Origin of the sequence: Actinomadura meridiana (assembly GCF_039537545.1) — a bacterium.
GTDB lineage: Bacteria > Actinomycetota > Actinomycetes > Streptosporangiales > Streptosporangiaceae > Spirillospora > Spirillospora meridiana.
In genome coordinates, this window is the sequence record NZ_BAABAS010000001.1 from 281,250 (window position 1) to 303,840 (window position 22,591).

Annotated in this window: 20 protein-coding genes and 1 pseudogene; 14 read left to right on the plus strand and 7 right to left on the minus strand. The window is 69.2% G+C overall.

The features are described 5' to 3' along the window. Positions 1-37 precede the first annotated feature (37 nt). Positions 38-1,051 (plus strand): LacI family DNA-binding transcriptional regulator, encoded by a 1,014-nt coding sequence (locus tag ABD808_RS01335; protein ID WP_344888199.1) that lies wholly within the window; start codon positions 38-40, stop codon positions 1,049-1,051. A 135-nt stretch (positions 1,052-1,186) separates the two neighbouring features. On the opposite strand, the gene ABD808_RS01340 is transcribed toward ABD808_RS01335, so the two are convergent. Then, positions 1,187-1,663 carry a hypothetical protein gene (locus tag ABD808_RS01340; protein ID WP_344888204.1) on the minus strand — a complete coding sequence of 159 codons (477 nt, stop codon included), beginning with the start codon at positions 1,661-1,663 and terminating at the stop codon, positions 1,187-1,189. Positions 1,664-1,921: 258 nt separating this feature from the next. Here ABD808_RS01340 and ABD808_RS01345 point away from each other — a divergent pair, with 258 nt between their 5' ends. Genes ABD808_RS01345 through ABD808_RS01365 form a run of 5 tightly spaced genes read left to right on the plus strand, consistent with a single transcriptional unit; the run spans position 1,922 to position 6,930 of the window. Beyond that, positions 1,922-3,454 (plus strand): ABC transporter substrate-binding protein, encoded by a 1,533-nt coding sequence (locus tag ABD808_RS01345; protein WP_344888208.1) that lies wholly within the window; start codon positions 1,922-1,924, stop codon positions 3,452-3,454. Between the two features lie 5 nt (positions 3,455-3,459). After that, complete coding sequence (locus ABD808_RS01350) at positions 3,460-3,879, plus strand: ABC transporter permease subunit (protein WP_344888211.1); 420 nt, start codon at positions 3,460-3,462, stop codon at positions 3,877-3,879. 11 nt (positions 3,880-3,890) lie between these two features. Next, positions 3,891-4,736, plus strand: coding sequence for an ABC transporter permease (locus tag ABD808_RS01355; RefSeq protein WP_344888214.1), 846 nt, complete (start codon positions 3,891-3,893; stop codon positions 4,734-4,736). A 2-nt stretch (positions 4,737-4,738) separates the two neighbouring features. Beyond that, entirely contained in the window at positions 4,739-6,538 is a 1,800-nt protein-coding gene (locus ABD808_RS01360; RefSeq protein WP_344888217.1) for a dipeptide ABC transporter ATP-binding protein, read from the plus strand. 32 nt (positions 6,539-6,570) lie between these two features. Further along, positions 6,571-6,930, plus strand: a complete 360-nt coding sequence (locus ABD808_RS01365) for a helix-turn-helix domain-containing protein (protein ID WP_344888222.1) — start codon at positions 6,571-6,573, stop codon at positions 6,928-6,930. A gap of 8 nt (positions 6,931-6,938) precedes the next feature. On the opposite strand, the gene ABD808_RS01370 is transcribed toward ABD808_RS01365, so the two are convergent. The 3 genes and pseudogenes from ABD808_RS01370 to ABD808_RS01380 all read right to left on the minus strand — a co-directional run. Beyond that, a complete protein-coding gene (locus ABD808_RS01370; RefSeq protein ID WP_344888225.1) occupies positions 6,939-7,541 on the minus strand; it encodes a ClpP family protease in 603 nt (200 codons plus the stop codon). After that, positions 7,538-8,167 (minus strand): ClpP family protease, encoded by a 630-nt coding sequence (locus ABD808_RS01375; RefSeq protein ID WP_344888229.1) that lies wholly within the window; start codon positions 8,165-8,167, stop codon positions 7,538-7,540. Before ABD808_RS01375 ends, ABD808_RS01370 begins: the two co-directional genes overlap by 4 nt. A gap of 187 nt (positions 8,168-8,354) precedes the next feature. Next, positions 8,355-8,510 (minus strand): annotated as a pseudogene (locus tag ABD808_RS01380) (zinc-binding dehydrogenase); the annotation flags it as partial. Between the two features lie 334 nt (positions 8,511-8,844). Here ABD808_RS01380 and ABD808_RS01385 point away from each other — a divergent pair. From ABD808_RS01385 to ABD808_RS01395, 3 genes are all read left to right on the plus strand, one after another. Beyond that, positions 8,845-8,988 (plus strand): hypothetical protein, encoded by a 144-nt coding sequence (locus ABD808_RS01385; RefSeq protein ID WP_344888232.1) that lies wholly within the window; start codon positions 8,845-8,847, stop codon positions 8,986-8,988. 144 nt (positions 8,989-9,132) lie between these two features. Beyond that, the gene (locus ABD808_RS01390; RefSeq protein WP_344888237.1) at positions 9,133-9,903 is read left to right on the plus strand and encodes an AAA family ATPase; all 771 of its coding nucleotides are present in this window, start codon (positions 9,133-9,135) and stop codon (positions 9,901-9,903) included. A gap of 449 nt (positions 9,904-10,352) precedes the next feature. After that, positions 10,353-13,148 (plus strand): AfsR/SARP family transcriptional regulator, encoded by a 2,796-nt coding sequence (locus ABD808_RS01395; RefSeq protein ID WP_344888241.1) that lies wholly within the window; start codon positions 10,353-10,355, stop codon positions 13,146-13,148. 255 nt (positions 13,149-13,403) lie between these two features. On the opposite strand, the gene ABD808_RS01400 is transcribed toward ABD808_RS01395, so the two are convergent. Continuing rightward, the gene (locus ABD808_RS01400; RefSeq protein ID WP_344888245.1) at positions 13,404-13,895 is read right to left on the minus strand and encodes a cupin domain-containing protein; all 492 of its coding nucleotides are present in this window, start codon (positions 13,893-13,895) and stop codon (positions 13,404-13,406) included. Between the two features lie 58 nt (positions 13,896-13,953). Here ABD808_RS01400 and ABD808_RS01405 point away from each other — a divergent pair, with 58 nt between their 5' ends. Then, on the plus strand, positions 13,954-14,646 hold the full coding sequence (locus ABD808_RS01405; RefSeq protein ID WP_344888247.1) for a TetR/AcrR family transcriptional regulator: 693 nt from the start codon (positions 13,954-13,956) through the stop codon (positions 14,644-14,646). An 18-nt stretch (positions 14,647-14,664) separates the two neighbouring features. On the opposite strand, the gene ABD808_RS01410 is transcribed toward ABD808_RS01405, so the two are convergent. Both ABD808_RS01410 and ABD808_RS01415 read right to left on the minus strand, forming a co-directional pair. Next, a complete protein-coding gene (locus ABD808_RS01410) occupies positions 14,665-15,006 on the minus strand; it encodes a hypothetical protein (protein ID WP_344888249.1) in 342 nt (113 codons plus the stop codon). Positions 15,007-15,259: 253 nt separating this feature from the next. Then, on the minus strand, positions 15,260-15,418 hold the full coding sequence (locus ABD808_RS01415; protein ID WP_344888252.1) for a hypothetical protein: 159 nt from the start codon (positions 15,416-15,418) through the stop codon (positions 15,260-15,262). Between the two features lie 187 nt (positions 15,419-15,605). On the opposite strand from ABD808_RS01415, the gene ABD808_RS01420 reads away from it, so the two are divergent. Genes ABD808_RS01420 through ABD808_RS01435 form a run of 4 tightly spaced genes read left to right on the plus strand, consistent with a single transcriptional unit; the run spans position 15,606 to position 22,369 of the window. Then, positions 15,606-17,138, plus strand: a complete 1,533-nt coding sequence (locus ABD808_RS01420; protein ID WP_344888255.1) for a DUF3375 domain-containing protein — start codon at positions 15,606-15,608, stop codon at positions 17,136-17,138. Further along, entirely contained in the window at positions 17,131-17,805 is a 675-nt protein-coding gene (locus ABD808_RS01425; RefSeq protein WP_344888258.1) for a DUF4194 domain-containing protein, read from the plus strand. The genes ABD808_RS01420 and ABD808_RS01425 overlap by 8 nt, the downstream gene beginning before the upstream one ends. Further along, complete coding sequence (locus ABD808_RS01430; RefSeq protein ID WP_344888261.1) at positions 17,802-21,146, plus strand: ATP-binding protein; 3,345 nt, start codon at positions 17,802-17,804, stop codon at positions 21,144-21,146. The genes ABD808_RS01425 and ABD808_RS01430 overlap by 4 nt, the downstream gene beginning before the upstream one ends. Then, complete coding sequence (locus tag ABD808_RS01435; protein ID WP_344888264.1) at positions 21,143-22,369, plus strand: Wadjet anti-phage system protein JetD domain-containing protein; 1,227 nt, start codon at positions 21,143-21,145, stop codon at positions 22,367-22,369. The genes ABD808_RS01430 and ABD808_RS01435 overlap by 4 nt, the downstream gene beginning before the upstream one ends. The last annotated feature ends 222 nt before the right edge of the window (positions 22,370-22,591 follow it).

The following is a 22,591-nucleotide window of genomic DNA, read 5'->3' on the forward strand; positions in this document are numbered from 1 at the left end:
CGCGGTCGGTAGCCGGAACCAGGGGTGGCTACGCAAGGTGACAGGTAACAAGGGCTCGGACCGTTCTGTGCGCAGGCCCACCCTTCTCGACGTCGGACGTCTCGCGGGGACGTCCACGGCGGTCGTCAGCTACGTCCTGAACGGCGGGCCGCGTCCGGTCTCCGCGAAGACCAGGGTCAAGGTCGAGGAAGCCATCCAGATGCTCGGCTACCGGCGCAACCCGCTCGCCGGGGCGTTGAGCGGCGGCCGGTCCAACCTCGTCGGCCTGCTGGTGCCCGACACGGCGAACGCCTTCTTCGGCGAGCTGTCCCGCCACATCGAGGCGGAGGGACGCCGCCGCGGCCTGCTGACGCTGCTCGGCAACATCGGCTACGGCTCGTCCCTCGGCGACGAGTACAGCGAGGCGTTCTCGGAACTGCGTCCGCGCGGGATCTTCGTCACGACCGGCGAGGAGCCGCACCCGGAGGACGAGACGCCCCGGGTCTACGTGCAGTGGGCCGGTCCCGACAGCACGTCGCCGAGCGTCGTCTTCAACGACTTCCAGGGCGCGCGGCTGGCCGTCGAGCATCTGCTCTGGCACGGCTACGAGGACATCTTCTGCGTGGCCGGGGAGCTGGAGGAGGGCCCGGCGGAGGGCCGGGAGGGTGGCTGGCGCCGCGCGATGGAGGACGCGAACCTCCCCACGGACGGACGGCTCGTCCGGGTCTCCTTCGACCGGGTCGAGGCGGAGCGGGCGGTGCGACCCGTCCTGGAGGCGGCGGACCGGCCCCGTGCGATCTACACCACCACCGACGAGCAGGCGTTCGTGACGATCCGCGCGGCGACGAGCCTGGGGTTGCGCGTGCCCGGCGACCTCGCGGTCGTGGGCTTCGACGGTATTCGGGAGGCGCGGTTCGGGAGCTTTCCGCTCACCACCGTCAGCCTGCCGCTTGAGGATCTCGCGGTCAGCGCGTTCGACGTTCTGGAGAAGAGCTTCTACGACGGTGGGGGAGCGGTGCCGCCGGTGGTCCTGGACGGGACGCTCAGCATCGGCGTGACCTGCGGCTGCTGAGCGTCCCGTGGAACGCGCGTCTTGCCAGGGAAGGCGTGTCCTGCCAGGAGTGCCCGCCCCGCCGTACGCGCGCGGACGACGGGGCGGTGTCTTAGTCGCCCTGAGGCGCGGTGTTTCCGGGTGTTTCAGTACGCCCTACGGCACGGCCGCGATGGTGGGCTTGTGCTCGTCCGATCCGTAGGTCGGGCTCAGTGACAGGGCACTGAACCGGAACGGGCGGTCGACGCGGACGAAGCCGAGCGGGCAGTGCCGGATCCCCGCGGGGAGGTACACCGAGCCGCTCGTCGTGATCGTGTGCCGGACGCCCTCGATGTCGAGATAGATCTCCGCGCCGAGATCGTCCACGTCGTCGGGGTTGTTGCCGTGCCAGATCAGGATCTCGTCATAGTCGTGCTGGTGTTCCTTGACCCACTGCACCGGCTCCGTGCACGGGTGGATCCAACAGTACGTCAGATGGATCTTGCTCTCGGGCACCTCGTTCACCCGCATGAGCGCGAGCGCCTCGCCCACGTTCGCCGGTTCCTCCGTCCCGGCGGCGGCTCCCTCGTTGACAAGGTCGTCGAGGCAGTTCTGCATCTTCCTGACGAACAGGTGCTCGTACGGACTGGTCATCGTGTGTCCCTTCCCTGTGGCCGCCTTGCTGAGCGGCCTGGGCCGAGAGTAACAGGGTCTAATCGCTTAGAGCACCCCTCTGTTTGGCTACAAACGGATTTGCCGGCCCCCCTTCCCCCAGGCCAGAGACCGTCGTAGTCTGCTGAATAGCTCCTCCAGTCCCGATCCACGGGGCTTGGTCTAATCGATTAGATCGTCCACCACTCGGGATGGGAGTGACCGGTGCCGCACATACCCCCACGCTCCGGAACCGCCGTCATGTCAGGCGCGTCGACCGGACGCCTTCCAGTCAGGCTGCTCGCCGCCGCGACCGGCGCCGCGCTCACCGCGTCGGCCCTCGTGGGCTGCGCCCCCTCGGATCGGTCGCGCGGCGCGGGGAGCGGGACGCTTCGCATCGCCGCGTCCACCGACGCGGGCGAGAGCCTCAACCCCTACGCGAGCAACCAGAGCCCCACGCAGGAACTGCGCAGCTCGCTGCTGTACGAGGGCCTCACCGCCCTCAGCCCCACGGGGGAATTCGAATGGCGCCTCGCCACCGACATGACGCCGAACGCGGACCTCACCGAATGGACGATCAAGCTTCGTCCCGGCGTCACGTTCACCGACGGAAGCCCCTTCACCTCCGCCGACGTGGTGGCGAGCATCGCGTATCTGCGCGACCCCGAGCACGCCGTCCAGGGCCTGGCCCTGATCGAGATGATCGACCCCGGCAAGGTCAAGGCGGTGGACGACCTGACCGTCCGGGTCGGCCTGAGCAAGCCGTTCGGCCCGTTCAAGGACATCTGGGCCAACGTCTTCCTCCCCATGACGAAGGCGGGCTCGGCGCCCGCGAAGCCGATCGGCACCGGGCCGTTCGCCGTCAAGGCCTTCACCGCCGGACGGCAGTCGTCCCTGAACCGTTTCGACCGTTACTGGGGAACCAGGCCGAAGCTCGGCGCGGTCGAGATCATCGAGTACCAGAGCCAGCAGGCGCAGGCGAACGCCCTGCTCTCCAACGAGGTCGACGTCGCCTCGGGCGCGACCCCCGCCATCGCGAAGTCGCTCGGCGGCAAGGACGACCTGAAACTGCTCGACAGCAAGGGCGACTTCACACTGCGGATCGGTCTCAACACGGCGGTGGCGCCGTTCGACGATGTGCGGGTGCGGCAGGCGCTGCGCCTTCTCGTCGACCGGCGGCAAGTGGTGTCCAACGCCTTCGGCGGATATGCCCGCGTGGCGAACGACCACGAGGCCGGAACGCCGCAATGCCCCGCTCCCGACATGCCCCAGCGCACCCAGGACATCGCCCAGGCGAAGAAACTTCTCGCCGACGCGGGCCAAAGTGACTTGTCGTTCTCCATCGCGACGGACGGCCTTCTGCCCGGCATGCAGGAACTCGCCCAGGTGTTCGCCGAGAACGCCGCGAAAGCGGGCGTGAAGGTCGCCGTCAATGTCGTCACGCCCCAGGAGTTCCTGTCGAAATGGGGCAAGTGGCCGGTGTTCATCGACTTCAACACGCTGCCCTATCTGCCGTACGTGATCACGTCACTCCTGCCGCGCCGCGTGGCGAACGCCGCCCACTGGGAGAACTCCGAGTTCGCCGACCTCGCGGGCAAACTCTTCGCCGCGCCCGAACAGCGGCAGTGCTCGATCATGAACCAGATGCACAAGATCGAATACGAGCAGGGGCCGATGATAACGCCCGCGTTCGCGAACGTGCTGCTGCCTTATCGGAGCAAGGTCCACGGACTGGTGCCGGACGTGAGCGGACGCCCGCTCACCTTCCTGACGAACGTGACAGTCGGAAGCTGACCTCCGTGCAATCGACGGACTCACAACGCGCGTCCTTCGGGTGGCTGCTACGCCGCCTCGTCATCGGCGTCATGTATCTCGGACGCCTGGTCCGCGCCTCGTTCATCGACGCGATGGACAGCGAATACGTCCAGACGGCCCTACTGAAAGGGCTCAGCGACCGGCGGATCCTGTTCCGGCACGCCCTTCCCAACGCCATCGCGGCGAGCCTTCCGGCCGCCGGGCTGGTCGCGGCGATCACCATTACGGGTGTCGTCGTGGTCGAGGAGGTCTACTCCTATCCGGGGCTCGGGACGGCGGTGGTCAGCGCGGTGAACGCCCATGACCTGCCCGTCATGCAGGCGTGCATCCTCGTGCTCGCGACCACCTACTACCTGTTCAACCTTCTGGCGGACGTCTTCGCGGCCATGACGAGGACACGATGAGGGAGAAAGCGGTGAATCAGAGAACCGGCCCTTCGACGCTCGGCCGCGTCGCCCGCACCGGGCAGGCCCGCCTGGGGATCGCCCTCCTCACCCTGATCGGGCTTCTGGTCGTGTTCGGTCACTTCTTCGCCCGCCACGCGCCCGACGCCATCGTCGGACGACCATTGGAGGGCCCGGGCTCGCGCTTCCCGCTGGGAACCGACATTCTGGGCCGCGACGTTCTGAGCCGTCTGCTCAACGGTGGCCTGAGCCTGTCGTGGATGGCGATCCTCGCCGCGGGCATCGGCGTTTTCCTCGGCACCCTCGTCGGCCTCACCGCGGCCTACAAGGGAGGGGCCGTCGACGCGCTGCTCATGCGCGCCATGGACGTCCTGCTCAGCTTTCCGGAAATCATCTTCGTGCTTCTTTTCGTGTCCATGCTCGGCCGGAGCACCCTGCTCACCGCGGTCCTCGTCGGGGTGGCGTTCGCGCCCGGCGTCTCCCGCGTGCTGCGGGGCGCCGCCCTTCCGGTGGTCGGCAGCGAATATGTGCTCTGGGCCAGGGCGAACGGGCTGCCGCCGACGCACATCCTCGTCCGGGAGGTGCTGCCCGGCGTCATCTCACCGCTCATGGTGGAGGCCGGAATGCGGCTCGTCTGGGCCATCGCGGCGATCGCCTCGCTGAGCTATCTCGGTTTCGGAATCGCGCCCCCCGCCGCTGACTGGGGCCTCATGGTCGGCGAGAACCAGGACGGCCTTTCGGTCGCCCCGCTCCCCGTCCTGGCACCGATCGCGCTGATCCTCATGATGGCGCTCGGCGGCAACCTGATCGCCGAGTCCCTCTCCAGAACGGTCGGCCGCACGGAAGGGAAAGGCTGAGAATGGCGCAAGAAGTGGAGGTCTCAGGCGTCACCGTGACGGCCGACGCCACGGGGAACGACATCGTCCAGGACGTCTCCTTCACGCTCGGCCGGGGCGAGGTCATGGGCGTGGTCGGCGAGTCCGGCTCCGGCAAGAGCACCCTCGCGCTCGCCCTGCTGGGATTCTCGCGGAAGGGCACGACGATCACCAGCGGACGGGTCGTCATCGACGGCGTCGACCTGCTCACCCTCCCAGAGGGACAGCTGCGCCGCGCGCGGGGAAGCACGGTCGCGCACGTTGCGCAGGACCCGGCGACCGCGCTGAACCCGAGCCTGACCCTCGCCACCCAGCTCACCGAGGGGCTGCGGACGCCGAAACGCGAAGCGCTCCCGCGCGTCCGGCAACTGCTCGACACCGTGGGCCTGCCCAGCGACGACGCGTTCCTGAAACGCCGTCCCCGGCAACTGTCCGGCGGCCAGCAACAGCGCGTCGCCATCGCCATGGCGATCGCCGCCGGACCACGCCTGATCGTGCTCGACGAGCCGACGACCGGACTCGACGTCTCCACCCAGGCCCGCGTGCTGAAGCTGGTCCGCGAACTCTGCCGGGACCACGACATGGCGGCGATCTACGTCTCCCACGACCTCGCCGTGGTCGCCGACGTCGCCGACCAAGTCACCGTCATGTACGGCGGGGAGATCGTCGAAAGCGGGACCGACCGGGACGTTCTCATCCACGGCGCCCATCCGTACACGCGGGCGCTGCTGGCCGCCGTCCCGTCCGCGACCCACCGGCACCGGCTCGTGCCGATCCCGGGCCGCGCCCCCAGCATCGCCGACGAGGCCCGGACGGGCTGCGTCTTCGCGCCCCGCTGCGACCACGCCGTCGCCGAGTGCCGGACGACGCGTCCGAAACTCGTATCCGGGCCATCGGGAACGCTGACCCGATGCCTGCGCACAGACGAAGTGCTGCGAGAACCCCGGGCCATGCCACGTGAGCCCGAGACACGAATGGCTCCCGAAGAGGGCCGCGACGTGCTCTCAGCCTCCGCCCTGAACGCCGCCTACAGCGGCAGGCAGATCCTCTTCGACGTTTCGTTCAACGTGGCCCGAGGCGAATGCCTCGCACTCGTCGGCGAATCCGGCAGCGGCAAGACCACACTCTCCCGCTGCCTCGTGGGCCTCCACGAAGAACAAAAGGGAGCCCTCACCTTCCAGGACCGCCAGATCCCGGCCAAGGCAAGCGAACGCCACAAGGAAACTCGCCGCGAATTGCAGTACATCTTCCAGAACCCCTACGGCTCACTCAATCCTCACCGCAGTGTCGAGAGCAGCCTTCTCGTACCCCTGCGACACTATTTCGGATTGGGCGCCGCCGAAGGCAGAAAGCGGGTGCTGGAGGCGTTGGACCGCGTGGAGATACCGGCACGGCTCGCCGCCCGCCGTCCGGCCGAACTGTCCGGCGGCCAGCGCCAGCGCGTCGCGATCGCCCGCGCCCTCGTCTGCGAGCCGAAACTCCTCATCTGCGACGAGGTGACCTCCGCGCTGGACGTGTCGGTGCAGGCGTCCGTCGTGGAACTGCTGCGCTCGCTCCTGGCCGACGGACTGTCGATGATCTTCGTGACGCACAACTTGGCGGTGGTGCGCAGCCTCGCGGACCGCGTCGTCGTCCTGAACCAGGGCCGGGTCGTCGAGTCCGGTGAGGCGGGCCCGGTGCTCACGGCCCCCGCGCACCCGTACACGCGGGACCTGATCGCCGCCACGCTGGACATACCCGAGCAGCCCCCGTCGGCGCCGTTCAGCGGTCGGCGGAAAACGTAGGCTCCACGAGGCGGCCGACTTACGATGTGCGCATGGCCGAGACCACGCGCCCACGGATTCCCGCCGACGAGAAGCCGCACGAGCCGCACGAGCCGACCGCGACGCCCCGTCCGACGGAGCCGTTGTGGCGCGACGCCCTGGGCCAGTGCCTGCGCGGCCTGCGCCTCGACCGCGGCGAGACCCTGGTCGAGACCGCCCAGCGCGCCGGGGTCTCACCGCAGTACCTCTCCGAGATGGAACGCGGCGTCAAGGAACCGTCCAGCGAGATGATCGCCGCGGTCGCCGGCGCCCTGGACGTGACGCTCGGCGACCTGACGCTCGCCGTCGCTACGGGCCTGCTGTCCGCACCGGCGACCACGGGCCCCCACACCGCGTACGCCCTGGCCGCGTAGCCCACTCCCTACCTGGGGAACGGCTGCTTCTCCTCGATCACGTGGTCGATGAGGCCGTACTCCAGCGCCGTCCGCGCGGTGAACACGCGGTCGCGATCGGTGTCGGCGCGCAACGTCGCGGTGTCCTGCCCGGTGTGCCGGGAGAGGATGTCCTCGATGTCCGCGCGGACGCGGACGACCTCGTCCGCCTGGAGGATCAGGTCCGGGATCGCCCCGCGCCCCTGCCCCACCGGCTGGTGCAGGACGACCCGGGTGTGCGGCAGCGCGGACCGCTTGCCCGGGGCTCCCGCGGCGAGAAGCACGGCGCCTACGGCGACCGCCTGCCCGACACACGTCGTCGCGACCGGCGAACGGATAAAGCGCAATGTGTCGTACACGGCCAGCATCGCGCTCGGGTCTCCACCCTCGCAGTTGATGTAGAGCTCGATATCGGCGTCCGGACTGTCCGCCTCCAGATACAGCAACTGCGCGACGAGAGCGTTCGCGACGCCCGCGTCGACGGCGGTGCCGAGATAGATGATCCGCTCCGTCAGCAGATGCGAATAGACGTCCATGATCCGTTCACCGCGCGGGTGCTGCGCGATGACGTTCGGAATTGTGTAGGTGCTCATCGGACGCCCTCCTCAGCGGGAACGCCGAGCCCGATGGTCCGATGAACCGTGGGCACGACCTCGTCGAAATCGGTGACGACCGTGTCGACGAACCCGTACTCGATCGCTTCTCGCGCCGTGTACCAACGGTCGTGCAGCGAGTCCTCGAAGACCCGCTCCAAGGGCTGGCCGGTGTCCTCGGCGATGAGCCCGAGCACCGTGTCGCGGGTATGCCGCAGGTCGTTGGCCTGCAACTCGATGTCGACGGCGGCCCCGGCGATACCGGCGGACCCCTGGTGCATCAGCACCCGCGCGTGCGGCATGGCGCGGCGCTTTCCGCGCGTTCCGGACGACAGCAGGAACTGCCCGGCGCTGTACGCGATTCCGAGCACCATTGTCGCCACGTCACACGGGACGAGCCGCATGACATCGCGGATCGCGAGCATCGCCGGAACCGACCCGCCGGGAGAATGGATCCACAGCGCGATGTCGCTCGACGCGTCCTCCCGCGCCAGGGTGATCATCTGCGTGGCCAGCAGCGTGCCGTTGTCGTCGTCGAGCGGGCCGTCCAGCACGAGAACGCGCTGCTGGTAGAGCTCACGCCGCACTCGTTCGGCGAACAACGGAATTCTCTGTTCATCGCTCATGCCCCCACCCTGCGCTCCCACGACCACCGCTCACAGCCATATCCGCCTGCGGCAGATCCGCCCAGAGCAGCAAACACCGCTCGTCGCCGACCAACACGATCGCGACCCCCGCAGCGATCGTGCTGGCACTCGGAGCGTCCAGGCTGGCGTCACCTTCTGTAAGCGACCTCGAAGGTAAGAGAGGTTGTCAGGCGGCCGTGGGGACGATCTTGCCTTGGATGTGGCCCTGGGAGGCGCGTTCGTGTGCCGTTCGGGCGTCCGCGAGCGGGAACGTGCTGTCCACCGCGACGCGGAGTGTGCCCGTGTCGAGCCAGCGTCCCAGTTCTGCGAGTTGCGGGCCGGACGAGCGTCGGACGCGGCGACACCAAGGGCGAACGCCACCCCCGTCCCTGAACCCTCGCGGGCGCGGGCGGCTCTGGGCAGGTCGTTACGCTGCACCGATGCCGTTCCCGGACGCCGCATGGACCGGGCATGGAACAGGCATGGACGGCCTCCCGCAAGCTACTCATTGAGAGACGCCTACCCATACGGGGGCGCAGGCGTACGACGAGTAGTCCAGGGGCATGGGAGTGAATCGAAGCGACGGGGAGGGCGGCTCCTGCCGTATTGGACGTGATGCTCAAAGAGCGTCACATTGTCCATGCGCATGGCCTGAAGCTGTAACAGTGGAGTCGGGTGTGGGTGTGCTCGACATCACTGTCGCTGCGATTCCCGAACGCTGCTTCACCCCTGTTCGCGTGCTGGATGCGCCATTTCTCCATGGCGTGTCCGACGCGCTACCTACCGATTTCGACCCCGCGCGAAACCGCCGTGAACACTGACTGGCCATGGGCGGCTTCGATGAGTGATAAGCGATGGATAACTAGCAGGATAAGCACTCAACGAACCGGTTAGTAGGGATCTTCCTCGTTTGCCCAGATGTTGTCTCCTGAAGTTGAAACGCGCCAACCCTTCAAGGAGTGACCGTGTTCGAGAACGAACTGAGGCTTGTAGTTTCCGGAACTCGCTCGACCGGAAAGTCGACCACGGCTGAGGTGCTGTCCATTGCCACGGGCATCCCGCTCGCACGTGCCATGACCGCGCACGAGTTCTTGCACGACCTGGTGCCAGGAAACCAGCTGGCGGAACTGTCGGCGAGTGAGCTGTCGACCCTGGGCATGCGGAGGCTGGAAGAACGCATGCACAAGGAAGCCACTCGGTCCGGTTCCTTCATCGCCGACGGGTCCGTTATCCACGAGTGGATCTACGGTGTCGTCCGGATGCAGATCGGCGTCCATCCGGGCCCGGTGCTGCCGGAGAAGCTGCTCAAGAGCGTCGCTGGCCTGCCTCGTCGCAGGGTGTACAGGCAGTACATGGAAGCGTACGGGACGGTGGCCAAGGCTTATGCGAAGAGCTCCTGTGACGGCTACATCCATCTGCCGGTGGAGTTCCCACTCGTCCCGGACGGGCACGGCCCGGTCTCCGAGGAGTTCCGGAAGCTGTCCGACGAGCTGTTCGTCCAGACCCTCAACGAACTGAAAATCCCCTACCTGGTGGTCGGCGGCACGATCCGTCAGCGTATCGACAAAATCATCGACCTCTTCGGGCTCCCTTTGAAGATGTCGCTCGATGACGCGATCAGTATCGGCAAGGGTCGAGTACGAAGGGCTGCGGAGCTACTCGAAATAAAGACCCGCCCACGTCCCGCGCAAAGGTGCCCCTCGAAACTGCGTCGCATCAAATGTGCTCTCCGCTGACGCCCTGGGAGGCTACACGACCGCGAGCGCATCTGGGCACGCCCGCTGGGAGGGACTCGAACGCTCTCACGCCGATCTCGCACGGGACGCCAAGCGTGGAATCGCCAAATAATCCTCTTCAGTCTCCGGCCGTTGTATTTACTGTCGAATTGGAGGTGATCCACGCTCACGTGGTTCCGTCGACCTGCGGGAGCGGTGTGAAATTAAAGTGCAATTTGTGTCCATGTCCAGAACTGCCGTTCCCGCTGTCACAAGATGGCGTTAAAGGAAGAAACGGACGGTGAATCCCGGCCACATATATGAATTGTGAGTTCATTGGCCTGCGGCGGCACTTGTTTGTACCCGTGTTGCATCTGGCGTCGGTGTCGAGTTGGGTGGTGCTCGACCTTGCCTGCTGGGATGCCGAGAGTTGATGTCGTATGGCCGGAGAATTCAAGATCTTGGGCCCGTTGGAGGTCTGGACCGGTGGGGAGCAGCTGCCGCTGCGGGGCGCCGGGCCGCAGAAGGTGCTGGCCGCCTTGCTGCTGTCCGCGGGCCAGGTGGTGCCGCTGAGCCGTCTAGTGGACGCGGTGTGGCCGCAGGATCCACCCCCCACCGCGGAGAAACGCGTCCGAAATCTGGTGTCCGACCTGCGCAGGCTCCTCGCCGAAGACGTATCGTCCGAACTCGTCGCGGCCGGAGCCGGGTACCGGCTGGAGGTCGGAGAGGACGCCCTCGACTCCGCCGTGTTCGACCGCCGGGTGAGGCGTGCCCGCCAGCTCGCCGCCGACCAGGAACCGGGGGAGGCGGTGGCCGAGTTCCGCGCGGCCCTGGGCCTGTGGCGGGGACCGGCGCTCGCGGGCCTCGACTGCCCGGCGCTGGAGCCGCAGGTCACCAGCTGGGAGGAACGGCGAACGGCGGCGCTGGAAGAGGACATCGAGCTGGAACTCGGCCTCGGACGGCACCACAGCGTGATCAGCGAGCTGACCGAACAGGTGGCCGCGCACCCGCTACGGGAACGGCTGGCCGGGCAACTGATGCTCGCGTTGCACCGAGCCGGTCGGCGGGCCGAGGCGTTGCAGGTCTTCCACGACATCCGCGGAACGCTGGCCGAGGAACTGGGCCTGGACCCGGGCGACCAGCTGCAACAACTGCATCAACAGATCCTGGCCAGTGACCCCGATCTGGAAGCGCCGCCACCGGCGCGGGCCAAGCGCGTCCAGCAACTGCCCCGCGACGTCCCTGACTTCACCGGCCGCGCCACCGAACTGAGCCGGCTCGTCTCGGCCCTGCCGGACGAGGGGGAGACCGGCACCGCGGTGGTGATCAGGTCTATCGACGGGATGGCCGGGATCGGCAAGACCGCGCTGGCGGTGCACACCGCGCACCAACTGGTCGACCGCTACCCCGACGCGCAACTGTTCATCGACCTGAAGGCGCACACGGCCGACGACGAACCCACCACCGTGGCCGCCGCGCTGGACGCGCTCCTGCGCGCGTTGGGCGTGCCGGGGGAGCGGATCCCCGACGACCCGGACCAGCGGGCCGGGCTGTGGCGGGACGAACTGGCCGGTCTCAAGGCGGTGATCGTCCTGGACAACGCCGCCTCCGCCGAGCAGGTCAGGCCGCTGTTGCCCGGCAGCCCCAAAACACTGGTGCTGATCACCAGCCGCCGCCAGCTCACCGACCTCGAGGCCGCCTTCACGCTGTCCCTGGAGGTGCTGCCGCCCGCCGACGCCGCCGCGTTGTTCACCCGGATCGCCGGTGACGCTCGCGCCGCCAGCGAACCGGAGGCCGTCCACGAGGTGGTGCGATTGTGCGGCCTGCTGCCGTTGGCGGTCCGGATCGCGGCCGCGCGGCTCCGCACCCGTCCCACCTGGACCCTCGCCCACCTGGCGGAACGCCTGGGCGACCAGCGACGACGGCTGGGCGAACTGTCCACCGGAGACCGCAGCGTGGCCGTCGCGTTCGCCCTCTCCTACCGGCACCTCGCGCCCGCCCAGCAGCGGCTGTTCCGGTTGCTGAGCGTGCACCCGTCCACCGACTTCGACGCGGGCGTCGCCGCAAAGATCGCCGACATCCCGCTCCAGGAGGCCGAACAGATCCTGGAGAACCTCCTGGACATGCACCTGTTGCAACAACGCGCCGTGGATCGATACCGCTTCCACGACCTGTTGCGCACCTACGCCGCCCACCTCACCCGGGAAGAGGACTCCGAGGCGGACCGGAGCGAGGCCCTGCGCCGCGTCCTCAACCACTACCTCGCGTCCGCGCGTAACGTCTACCGGCTGGAACGCAGCGGCTGCACACTCGCCGACGCGCTGGCGGCCACCGACTCGGAAGGGCTGGCCTTCGCCGACCTGGCCGAAGGACACACCTGGGTGCTGGACGAACTCGACGGCATCGTGGGAATCATCCGCAAGGTCGCCGCGGACCCCCGCCTGCCGATCGCGGTCGCCGCCGACCTGCTGGTCGCCCTGGACCCCGTGGGCGACCTGGCGTTCCTGTGGCCGCGGCTCAACGGTCCCGCCGCCGAGGTCGCCGACGCCGCACGGGCCCGCGGCGAGCTCCCCGCCGAGGCCCGCGCGCGGTACATGCTCGGCGGCGGACTCTGGCAGGTCGACCGGTTCGACGACGGCGAAGCGCAGATCCACCGCGGCATCCAGGTCGCCCACGAGGGAGGCGAAACAGCCATCCTGGACCGTCTCCTCAACGTCTCCGCCCTCCTCGCCCACGCCAGGGGGCACGACGAGGAGGCGCTCGGGATCTTCCAGGAGAGCCTGGCGGCCAGCGAGAGTTCCGGAAACTGGTCGGCGCACCTGGAGGTCCTCAACAACATCGGCAGCCTCTACCGCACCGGGATCGAACGCCCCGAGGAGGCGTTGCCGTGGTACGAGCGCGCGCTGGCGCTCGTGGACCGGGTCGGAGGCCAGCCGTACGCCTGGCAGGCGCTGACGATCAACTGTGGACGAGTCAAACTGGCGCTCGGCCGTCCGGACGAGGCGATCGAGGACTTCCGCACCGTGCTCTCCGCCAGCCGCGCACTGGCGTTCCCCTTCCAGGAGGCGGCGGCCCTACAAGAACTGATGAACGCCGCCTGGCGACTCGGGCGACTCCAGGAAGCCCTGGACCACGGGGAAGCGAGCGTCGCCATCTGGCGCCAACTGGGCCAGGAAACCAGACAGGCCCAGGTCCAAACCTCCCAGGAAGCGATCCGCGCCGAACTGGAAGGCCCTCGTCCAGCCCCCAAAGTACGCCTCCCCTGACCAACCCACCGTGAGCTCCCGAGCAAGCCACACCCCGCCCGCGCCGGACAGTGTCTCGCCGACTGGAGACGCCTTCGTGATCGCCCGCGCACGGGTGGACAGGTAGGCGCCACAGCCGCGACGAACGCCGAAGCAGCAAGCGCCGCGCCGACGCCTTGGACCAGCCACCCCGCGATGAGCGTCCCGGCACCAGTAGCCAACCCGCACGATTGCGCTGGTCAGGACGCTGGGTCACGTGACGCTCGAAGCGACAACCTATGGCTGAAGAGTCGGCGGCGGCCCGAGGATCTCGATGTGGTGGCGTGCGGCGGTGTGGCCGAGGGCGGCGGGATCGATCGGTCCGGGGTCGGGGAGGCGGCGTTCGAGGGCCGGTGTGCCGACGTCGGCGGCGAAGTCCTCGAAGCCGGACGGTGTGCTGATTTGCAGGCAGCGCAGCGGTTCCTCCGAGCCGACGACGAACGTGTGGGGCAGGCCGACCGGCAGAAGGACGAAGTCTCCAGGTCGGGCCGTGAGTTCCTCCCCGTCGCACAGGAAGCGGGCCGTGTCGGACAGGACGTAGAACATCTCGTCCTCCTCCAGGTGCCGGTGCAGGGGCGGAGTGAACCCGGCCGGGTTGAGGAACTCGGCCACGGTGAGCCGACCCCGGGTCTGCGCTCCCGCGGCCTTGACGGTGACGAGGTTGCCGAGGAACCACATCGCCCGTCCCTCATCGCTTCCCAGGACGTACGGACGATCGACGGACGCCATGGCCGCCTCCAATTTGGTGAGACGCTGTCTAGTCAATAAGACGCTAGTATGCCGGTTTATGGGCGTCAACAGCAGTTCGGCAGGCCGTGGACGGCGCCGCTACGACTCGCCGCTGCGTGACCAGCAGGCCAGGCAGACCCGGCGGGCGATCGTCGCGGCGGCGACCCGGCTCTTCATCGCCCGCGGCTACGCGGGCACTTCCCTCGCCGACATCGCCGCGGACGCCTCGGTGGCGCGCCCGACCGCCTTCGCCGCGTTCGGGTCCAAGGCCGCGTTGCTCCAGGAGGTGGTGGACCAGGCGCTGGCGGGCGACGACGAGCCGGTGCCGGTCGCCGAGCGCCCCTGGTTCCGGCCGGTCCGCGAGGGGCGGACGCCCGAGGCGGTCCTGCACGCCTACGCCGAGGTCTGCCGCGTGATCGGCGGCCGTGCCGCGGACGTCTTCGAGGTGGTGCGCCAGGCCGCCGACGAAGGTCCCGAGTTGGCCGCCCTGTGGGAGACGACGCAGCGCAACCGGCGCGCCGGAGCCGCCATGGTCATCGACCGGTTCGAGGAACTGACCCCCCTGCCGCAGGGCCTAGATCACGAGCACGCCGTGGACGTCGTCTGGATGTTCAACGACCCCGCCCACTACCGATCCCTCGTCCGAACACGTGGCTGGAGCGAGCAGGAGTACACCACCTGGATCGCCGACCACCTCCACCACGCCCTCGCCGAACCTCGCCGGGCAGTCGGATCGGGCGCGACGCCCTGAAACGAACATGCCAGCGCCTCAATGACTCCAGGCGGGTGCACGTTCGAGGTGAAGGGCGCGTCCGGCGGTCAGCGCCTTCGCCGCGTGGTCTGCGGTGATGCCGGTCAGCCCCGTTCCGAGCAACAGCGCGCGGAGGCTGAGGACCTGCGCCGCCATCATGGCGACGACCCGCTCACCGGACGTGAGGTAGGGTTCGCAGCCGGGGTCGGCCAGATCGTCGGGCTCCAAGCGGCGTCCGCCGACCAGTTCGGCGACGAGTTCCTCGATGCGCGCGCGCAAAGGAGGAGGCGCCTCGTCTGCGGCCCAGCGCAGGTACCTCTGCTCACGTAGGCCCATGGCCACCACGACGATCTCCGCCATCCGCCGGACGACCGGATCGGGGTCCAGCAGCCGGTGCGCCTGACAGACGGGAATGCAGGTGCAGACCTTGTTGCACGTACAGATCTGCCCTCCGCCGCCGCCACCGTCTGGCGGGTCGTACGTCGGCGGGTCGTACGTCGGTGGGTCGTAGGTAGGAGTGTCATAACTGGGCGTTTCGTCGTCCGGCGGCTCGGACGAGGCGTCGTCCGACGGATATGGGGAGGAGCCGGGACCGGAACTGGGTCGTCGTCCGTCAGACCCCCTCGGCCGGCACGCTCGTCAAGGCCGACGCCACCATCACGCTGTACTCGAAGAAGATCGGCGAGTAGCGCGGCGCGGACAGCGGAACGTGCGCCGCCGCGTCGCGCCCACACCTACGCGCGTCCAGCAACCGGGCGTCCGTCCATCCCACTGTCACAAGCGTGCCGCGTGGCCTCGTGTGTGGTCATGGTGCCGCCGGTGGGTGTCGAGAAGCGTGTTCGTGCAGGTGAGCGGGACAGAACAGGGTTGGCGAACCGCAGTTGACGCCCAGCATCGAGGTGCCGCTCTTGCGCTCTTGGACGCATGGCGCCGAGCCACAGGTCGTACGCTGGTCGGCGATGGGAAAACGAGGCGTGGAGGGCGCATATCAGGGTGCGCTTCGGGCGTTCCAGAACCCGATGCTCGATCTGCTCCACCGGACCTACGCGCCGTTCGTGGTGACGGTGCTGGCGATGATGTTCACGCCGGAGCGGCCGACGGTGGCGGTGGCGGATGCCCATGCGGAGATCGCCGACGCCCTCGACCGGTTGCGGGCGGCGGGATACGGCGACGAGGGCGACCAGCCGTTGCCCGCGGGGAACGCCCGTGACCTGTGCAGGCAGTGGGTGCACGCGGGCTGGCTGGTGCGGCAGGTCTCTGATGACGTCGAGGTGTACCGGCTGTCCGCGCACGGCGTCGGCGCCCTCGAAGTGGCAGGCAGGGTCGGCGGTGGACGGACGAGGGTGTCGGAGTCCCGGGTCCGGACGCTGCTGGAGGCGGTCGAGCGGCTCGCGCAGGACGCGGACCCGGACGTGATGGCCCGGATGGCGCGGCTCCAGACGGAGATCGACCAGCGTCAGCGCGAACTCGACCATCTCGAACGGGGCGGCATCGTCGACACCGTCGGCGACGACCAGTTGCTCGAAGCGGCGGAGAACGTGCTTCATCTGGCGCGGGAGCTGCCCGCTGACTTCGCCCGCGTCGCCGAGTCGATCAAGGCCATGCAGCGGGACGTCGTCGCCGACCTGCGGCAGGACGTGCGGCCGACCGGGGAGGTGCTGCGCGAGTATCTGGAGCGCGGTCGGCAGATCATGGACGCGACGCCGGAGGGCCGCGCGTTCGCCGGGGCGTTGCGTCTGATCGGCGACCCGGCGCAGATCGACGACCTGTGGAACCTGCTGCGGACCGTGCTGCGGCACAGGTTCACCGAGCTGATGCCGGAGCCGCGACGGCGGGAACTCGCCGAGATCGCACGCCGGATCGAGCAGGGCGTCAAGGAGGTGCTGGCCGCGCAGCGGCAGGCGTCGCACGTCATCACCACCCAGGTGCGCGACCATGACCCGATGCGCGACCGCCAGGTGGACGAACTGCTGCGGGACGTGATGTCGGGGTTCCACATCTGGGTGCCGAGGTCGCGCCGTGGCACGGTCGTCGCCCCGCTGCGCCGCCTGCCGGTGGCCGAGGTGCGGCAGTTGCGCCGGTCCCTGAGCGACCTGCGTCCGCCCGAGCCGCCCACGCCGCTGCGGGAATGGGACGAAGGGGAGGACATGCCGGACGCGGACACCAGGGCATGGGGCGGTCCCCAGTACGCCGAACTGCACGCGCATCTGGCGGCGTTCGCGGGGGACGCGGACGGCGTCGACGTCGCGGCCGCGTTCCGCGCGGCGGCCGAGCGGATACGGCGGCCGGTGGATCTGCTCGGCCTGCTGGAGATCGCTCATGGTTTCGGCATGACCGACACGGCCGAGGTCGCGGTGGTCGACGCGGTCCGGCCGGACCAGACCCGGCGGCGCCTCGCGTTCGGCGGAGTGCTGGCGGCGAACCCGGCGGCGTCCCGCACGACGGAGGCGTCCGGCGCCGTGGACGAGAGGCCGGGGAACGACGGTGAGTGAACCGGACGGCGCGGACGAGGACTGGTCGACCGGCGAGGCGGCGGGCTTCATCGACCCGGTGGCGATGGAGGACGACCCGTCCGAACTGTTCGCCGGTGACACCGGCACGCTGGACGTGGACGTGCGACGGTTGCTGGTACGGCTGCTGCAACGCAGGTTCCTGCTGGCCGAGAAGAACCCGGGGCAGTGGCGCACGTTGCTGGAGAACCAGCAGCTCATCGAGTCGCGGTTGCACGACCTGTTCGTCCGGCTCGTCGTCGACCACGACCGGGGAATCGCCTACAAGCAGCAGGTGCGTTCGGCGGAGACGGACGTGCCAATCCTCCTGAAGGACGACCCCTACAGCCGCGCCGAGACTCTCGTCCTGGTCCATCTGCGGACCGTCTTCCAACGGGAACGCGGCACCGGGGAGACGTCCGCGCGGGTCGACATCGAAGAGCTGGAACAGACCGTGCTGACCTATTTCGATCCAGACGACCACAACCTGGCCCGCGGCCAGCGCGACATCCGCAACGCGGTGCAGCGGCTGTCCAGCGAGGGCCTGCTCGCGGAGGAGTCCGCGGGCCGGTACCGGATCACGCCGCTGGTCGAGGTCGTCTTGAGCACCGAGAAGCTCACCGAGCTGAGCGGGTGGCTGCGAGAACAGAACGGCGAGGCCGCGCTATGAGCATGATCGACACACTGTTCGGGCTGATCCCGGCGGCGTCGCGCGGGCAGCAGTGGGTGGCGGGGGACCTGCAACTGGTCAACTGGGGCGGCTACGACGGATATCACCGCATCCGGTTCGCCCCGGGGGCGACGCTGTTCAGCGGCGGTTCAGGGTCGGGCAAGTCGACGCTGATGGACTCCTACATCGCGTTGCTGATGCCGCACACCACGCCGTTCAACGGGGCGTCCAACGGCGGGGTCGTCGGCCGACCACGGGGCAAGGACCAGCGCAACATCCTCTCCTACGCGCGGGGCAAGCTCGACGAGTCGCGGACGGACGGCGAGACGAGGGTGCGGGTGCTGCGCGGGGACGCCCGCGACACCTGGTCGGCGATCGCGATGACCTGGGTGGACCGGAGCGGCGTGATGTTCACCGCGCTCCGGGCCTGGTACGTGCCGTCGTCCGCGCGCACCCTCGAGGACGTCGTGGTGGTCCGCGCCGTCCGCGACGACGCCTACGACCTGCGCGAGCTGGACGGCCCGGCGGGCGGCAGGTTCGCCCGCGAGGCCGTCAACGCGACGGGGCTGACGTGCTTCGGCACCGACCGCGACTTCACCGCCCGGCTGCACACCACGCTCGGCATCGGCGCCGCCGGGGACGGGCACAAGGCGGTCGGGCTGCTCGGCAGGATCCAGGCCGGCCAGCAGATCACCACCGTCGACGCGCTGTACAAGACGATGGTCCTGGAGGAGCCGTCCACCCTGACGACGGCGGACGAGGTGGTGCAGCAGTTCGACGAGCTGTCCGGCACCCGGGAGCGAATGATCACCGCCCGCCGGCAGGTGCGGGCGCTGACCCCGATCCGCGAGTACCGGAAGGCCATCGACGACTCGGCGGCGCGCCTGCGGGTAATCGAAGCCGTTGGATCGTTCACCGACCCGGCGTCCCCCGCGGCGCTGTGGCGGTACGAACGCCGGCTCGACCTGTTGCGCGCGACGGAGGGGGACCTGAGCGAGCGGCGCCGCAGGGCCGAGCAGGAGGTGCGGGAGACGGCCGCGCTGGTCGGCGTGGCGGAGTCCCGGCGGGACGCGCTGCTGGAGACCCTGCGCGCGTCCGGCGGCGACCGGCTGGAGACCGCGCTCCGGGAGATCGGCAACGTGGAGCGGCGGCTGGCCGACGTCGAACGCGGACGGGAGCGTCTGGACCGGGCCCTGGAAACCATCGGCGTCACCGTCTCGACCGGGGACGACTTCGCCGCGCTGGTCGACAAGGCGCGCCGGGCGCTGGCGGACTCCCAGGCCAGGAAGGCCGCCCAGAACGAGTTCGCCAGGGCTTCGGCGGAGGCCACGACCGCCCAACGCGAACTGGCCGACCTGCGCGCCGAGCACACGGCGGTCAAAGCCCGCCGGGGCAACATCCCCACCGACCTGCACACCGCCCGTGACCTCCTGGCCGACGCAGCCGGGCTCACCCCGGACGACCTGCCGTTCGTCGGCGAACTGATCGAGGTGCGCACGGAGTTCGAACCGTGGCGGGAGGCGTTCAACCTGGCGCTCGGCGGGTTCGCCACCCGGATGCTGATCGACATCGGGCGGTTGAACGCGTTCCGCGAGGCGATCAACACGGTGAAGCTTCCCAGGCGCATCCATTTCGAGGGCGTCCGCACCGGCACGCACGACGAGATCGGGCTGAACGACAAGAGGCTTCCCGGCCGCCTCGACTACCGGCCGTCGCCGTTCACCGCCTGGCTCAAGAGCGAACTCGTCCGCGGCTTCGACTTCGTCTGCGTCGAGACGCCCAAGCTGCTCATGCAGCACTCGAAGGCGCTCACGATCACCGGCCAGACGTCGCAGGGGGGCCGTGGCGCGCACGGCGGCCACGGCCGGGCCAACCTGCTGGGATTCACCAACACCAGGCTGCTCGCCGACCTGGACACCCGCATCGGCCACGCCCGCGAGCGCCACGACGACGCCGTCGCCCAAGCGGCGAAAGCGGAGCTGACCCTCAACTCGTTCGAGGAGCGACGCACCGCCTACCGAACCGTGACCGAACTGTCCTGGGAGCAGGTGGACGTCGAATCCGTCTCCGCCGAACGGGATCGCTGGGAGAAGGTCATCGCCGAGGTCCGCGCGGGCAACCCGGAGATCGACCGGCTCCAGGAGGAGGCGGACGAGCTCAAACAGGAGGTCAAGGACCTGACCGAGCGCATCGGCGGGCAGAAACGAGAGGTCGAGCACCTCGATGCGTCCTGGAAGTCGATCGTCGACGAGGTGGACGGCGCCCAGCGGGCACTCGACACCGCGGCGGCGACCGGCACCGAGGTGAGCGCGGAGCACCGCGAGTACCTCGCGAAACTGTTCGACGACGCCCCCGACGGCGCCGACCCCGCTGCCGCGCTGAGGGAGTTCGACGCCGCGCACCGTCGCGGCTCCGAACGGATGCGCGCCGACCGGACGTCCGCGGAAGAGGAGATCGGCCGGTCGCGCAAGGCGCTGCGGGACACGTTCTCGACGTTCGTCGAACGCTGGCCGAACCCGAATCTCGGCACCGAACCGGAGGACTCCTACCGCGACTTCGACCGCCTGCTCACCGATCTGGAGACCAGCGGCCTGCACGAACTGGAGAGCGAATGGCGCGACAGCCTGCTCAAACTCTCCGGCAACGACCTGACCAGCCTGGACAGCGAGCTCGCCGCCGCCGTCCGAGAGATCCGCGACCGGATCGACCCGGTCAACCGGATCCTCGCCGAACTCCCGTTCGCCGACGACGGCCACCGGCTGCGCATCGACCCGCAGGAAAGCCATTCGGCGGTGCGCGCCCGGTTCCGCAAGGAACTGCGCGACGTGCGCGCCGTCATCGGCAAGGCGGCCACGGACGTCGACAGGGAACGCGCCTACCACCGCATGGCGAAGGTGATCGACCGCATCCGCCGCACCGCGCCCGACTACGCCGACCTGATCGACGTACGCAACCACGTCCGGATCAGCGCGGAGAAATGCGACCTCGACGGCGAGCATGTCGCGATCTACGACCACATCGGGGAGAAGTCCGGCGGCGAGTCCCAGGAGCTGGTCGCGTTCATCGTCGGCGCCGCGCTGCGCTACCAGTTGGGCGACGCGGGCGCCGAACGCCCCCGCTACGCCCCCGTCTTCCTGGACGAGGCGCTCATCAAGGCGGACGCGCACTTCACCGGCCGGGCCATCGGCGCCTGGCGCGGGCTGGGCTTCCAACTCGTCATCAGCGCCCCCAACGACAAGCACAGCGCGATCGAACCCCACGTGGACGCCGAATACCTGATCCTCAAGAACACCGAGGGACAGTCGTGGGCGAAACCCATCGTGGCGGTGCCCGACGCATGACTCCCCGGCTGGTCACCCCCGCCGAAGCGGTCGAGTCGCTCCGTCGTAAGGTCCACCGGAAGTGGGCCACGGCCGTGTGCGCCGACCTCGGCATCGGCGAACCGGTCACCTTCTCCGTCCCGCTCCGTCCCGGGGTGTCGACCGGCAGCGCGGTGGCGCGAACCGGGCACGCCGCCTGGCACGAGTGGCACATGCGCTGGCGCGAGTTCGCCGACCGGTGTCCCACCGGCGTGGAGATCGTCCGCAGGCCGGTGTCCGTCCAGGGTGTGACGGACGACTATCCCGCCACGCTCGTCACGAGCCTGGACGCCGCCGTCGCCCTGGTCTCCGAATCCGGGCCACCCCCCGTGGACATCGGCCGGGCCCGCGCACTCGCGAGGTCGCTGCGCGCCACCGGCGCCGTCCTCTCCCAGGCCACCGTCCGCGCCGCCTACCAACTCGCCGACGATGACACCGAGGTACTGCTCAGCGCGGTGGCCTGGTTACGTCGAAACCCGGACGCGAGTGCATGGACCGCACGCCAACTCGCGGTCCCCGGCATGCACACCAAGTGGCTCGACACCCACGGCACGTTGCTGCGCGACGTCGCCGGACGCGACGTCCGGAACGAAGTCCGATCCCGTCCGGCCGTGCTGCACCTGACCTACGTGGACCCAGGTCACCTCGCGTCGGGACGTCGCAGACACGACGCGTGGACCACCGGCGACACACACGACGTCGCCTACCGGCCGCGAATCGTTCTCGTCGTCGAGAACCGCGACTCCCGGCTCTGGTTCCCACCCGTGCGGGACACGATCGTGGTCGAGGGGAGCGGCAAAGCAGCCGCGGCCCTGCTTGCGAACGTGCCGTGGATCCGCGCTGCCGACCACATCGCCTACTGGGGAGACATCGACGCGGACGGATACGCGATCCTCGACCGGTTCCGTGCCGCACTGGCAAAGCCCGCACCGGACGACGCGCCACCGAAACCGGTCACCTCGATCCTGATGGACGCCACCGACCTGCACACCTACGCCCGGCACGGCGTGAACCACGACAAGTCAGGCCGCCCCCTCGGCCCGTCCGCAACGGTCCTCCCACACCTCACCGAAGCCGAAGCGACCGCCTACAACACGATCGCAACCGCAGGCCCCACCCCATTCCGCCGTATAGAACAAGAAGCGATCCCCCTGCCCAACGCCGCAACCCGCCTCCTGGCCGCCTTCCCAGAACCGCACCCATAACCAGCCCCGGCGGGGGCGCCAGGGGTCACGCCAAGCAGTGTGGCGTAGTGGTCGAGGGACACCACGCGGCGGGGATGGACACCACTGTCAGCTTCGGGCGGGGGCGGGCCTACGGCCAAGTCGGTTGGGGCCTGAGCGGTCTGGGCTCCGACAGCGCTGGGGCGGTCCGGCTGGTACCGGGCCGCCGTCGCAGCGTGACCGCGCGGGTGGGTGCCCGGGTTC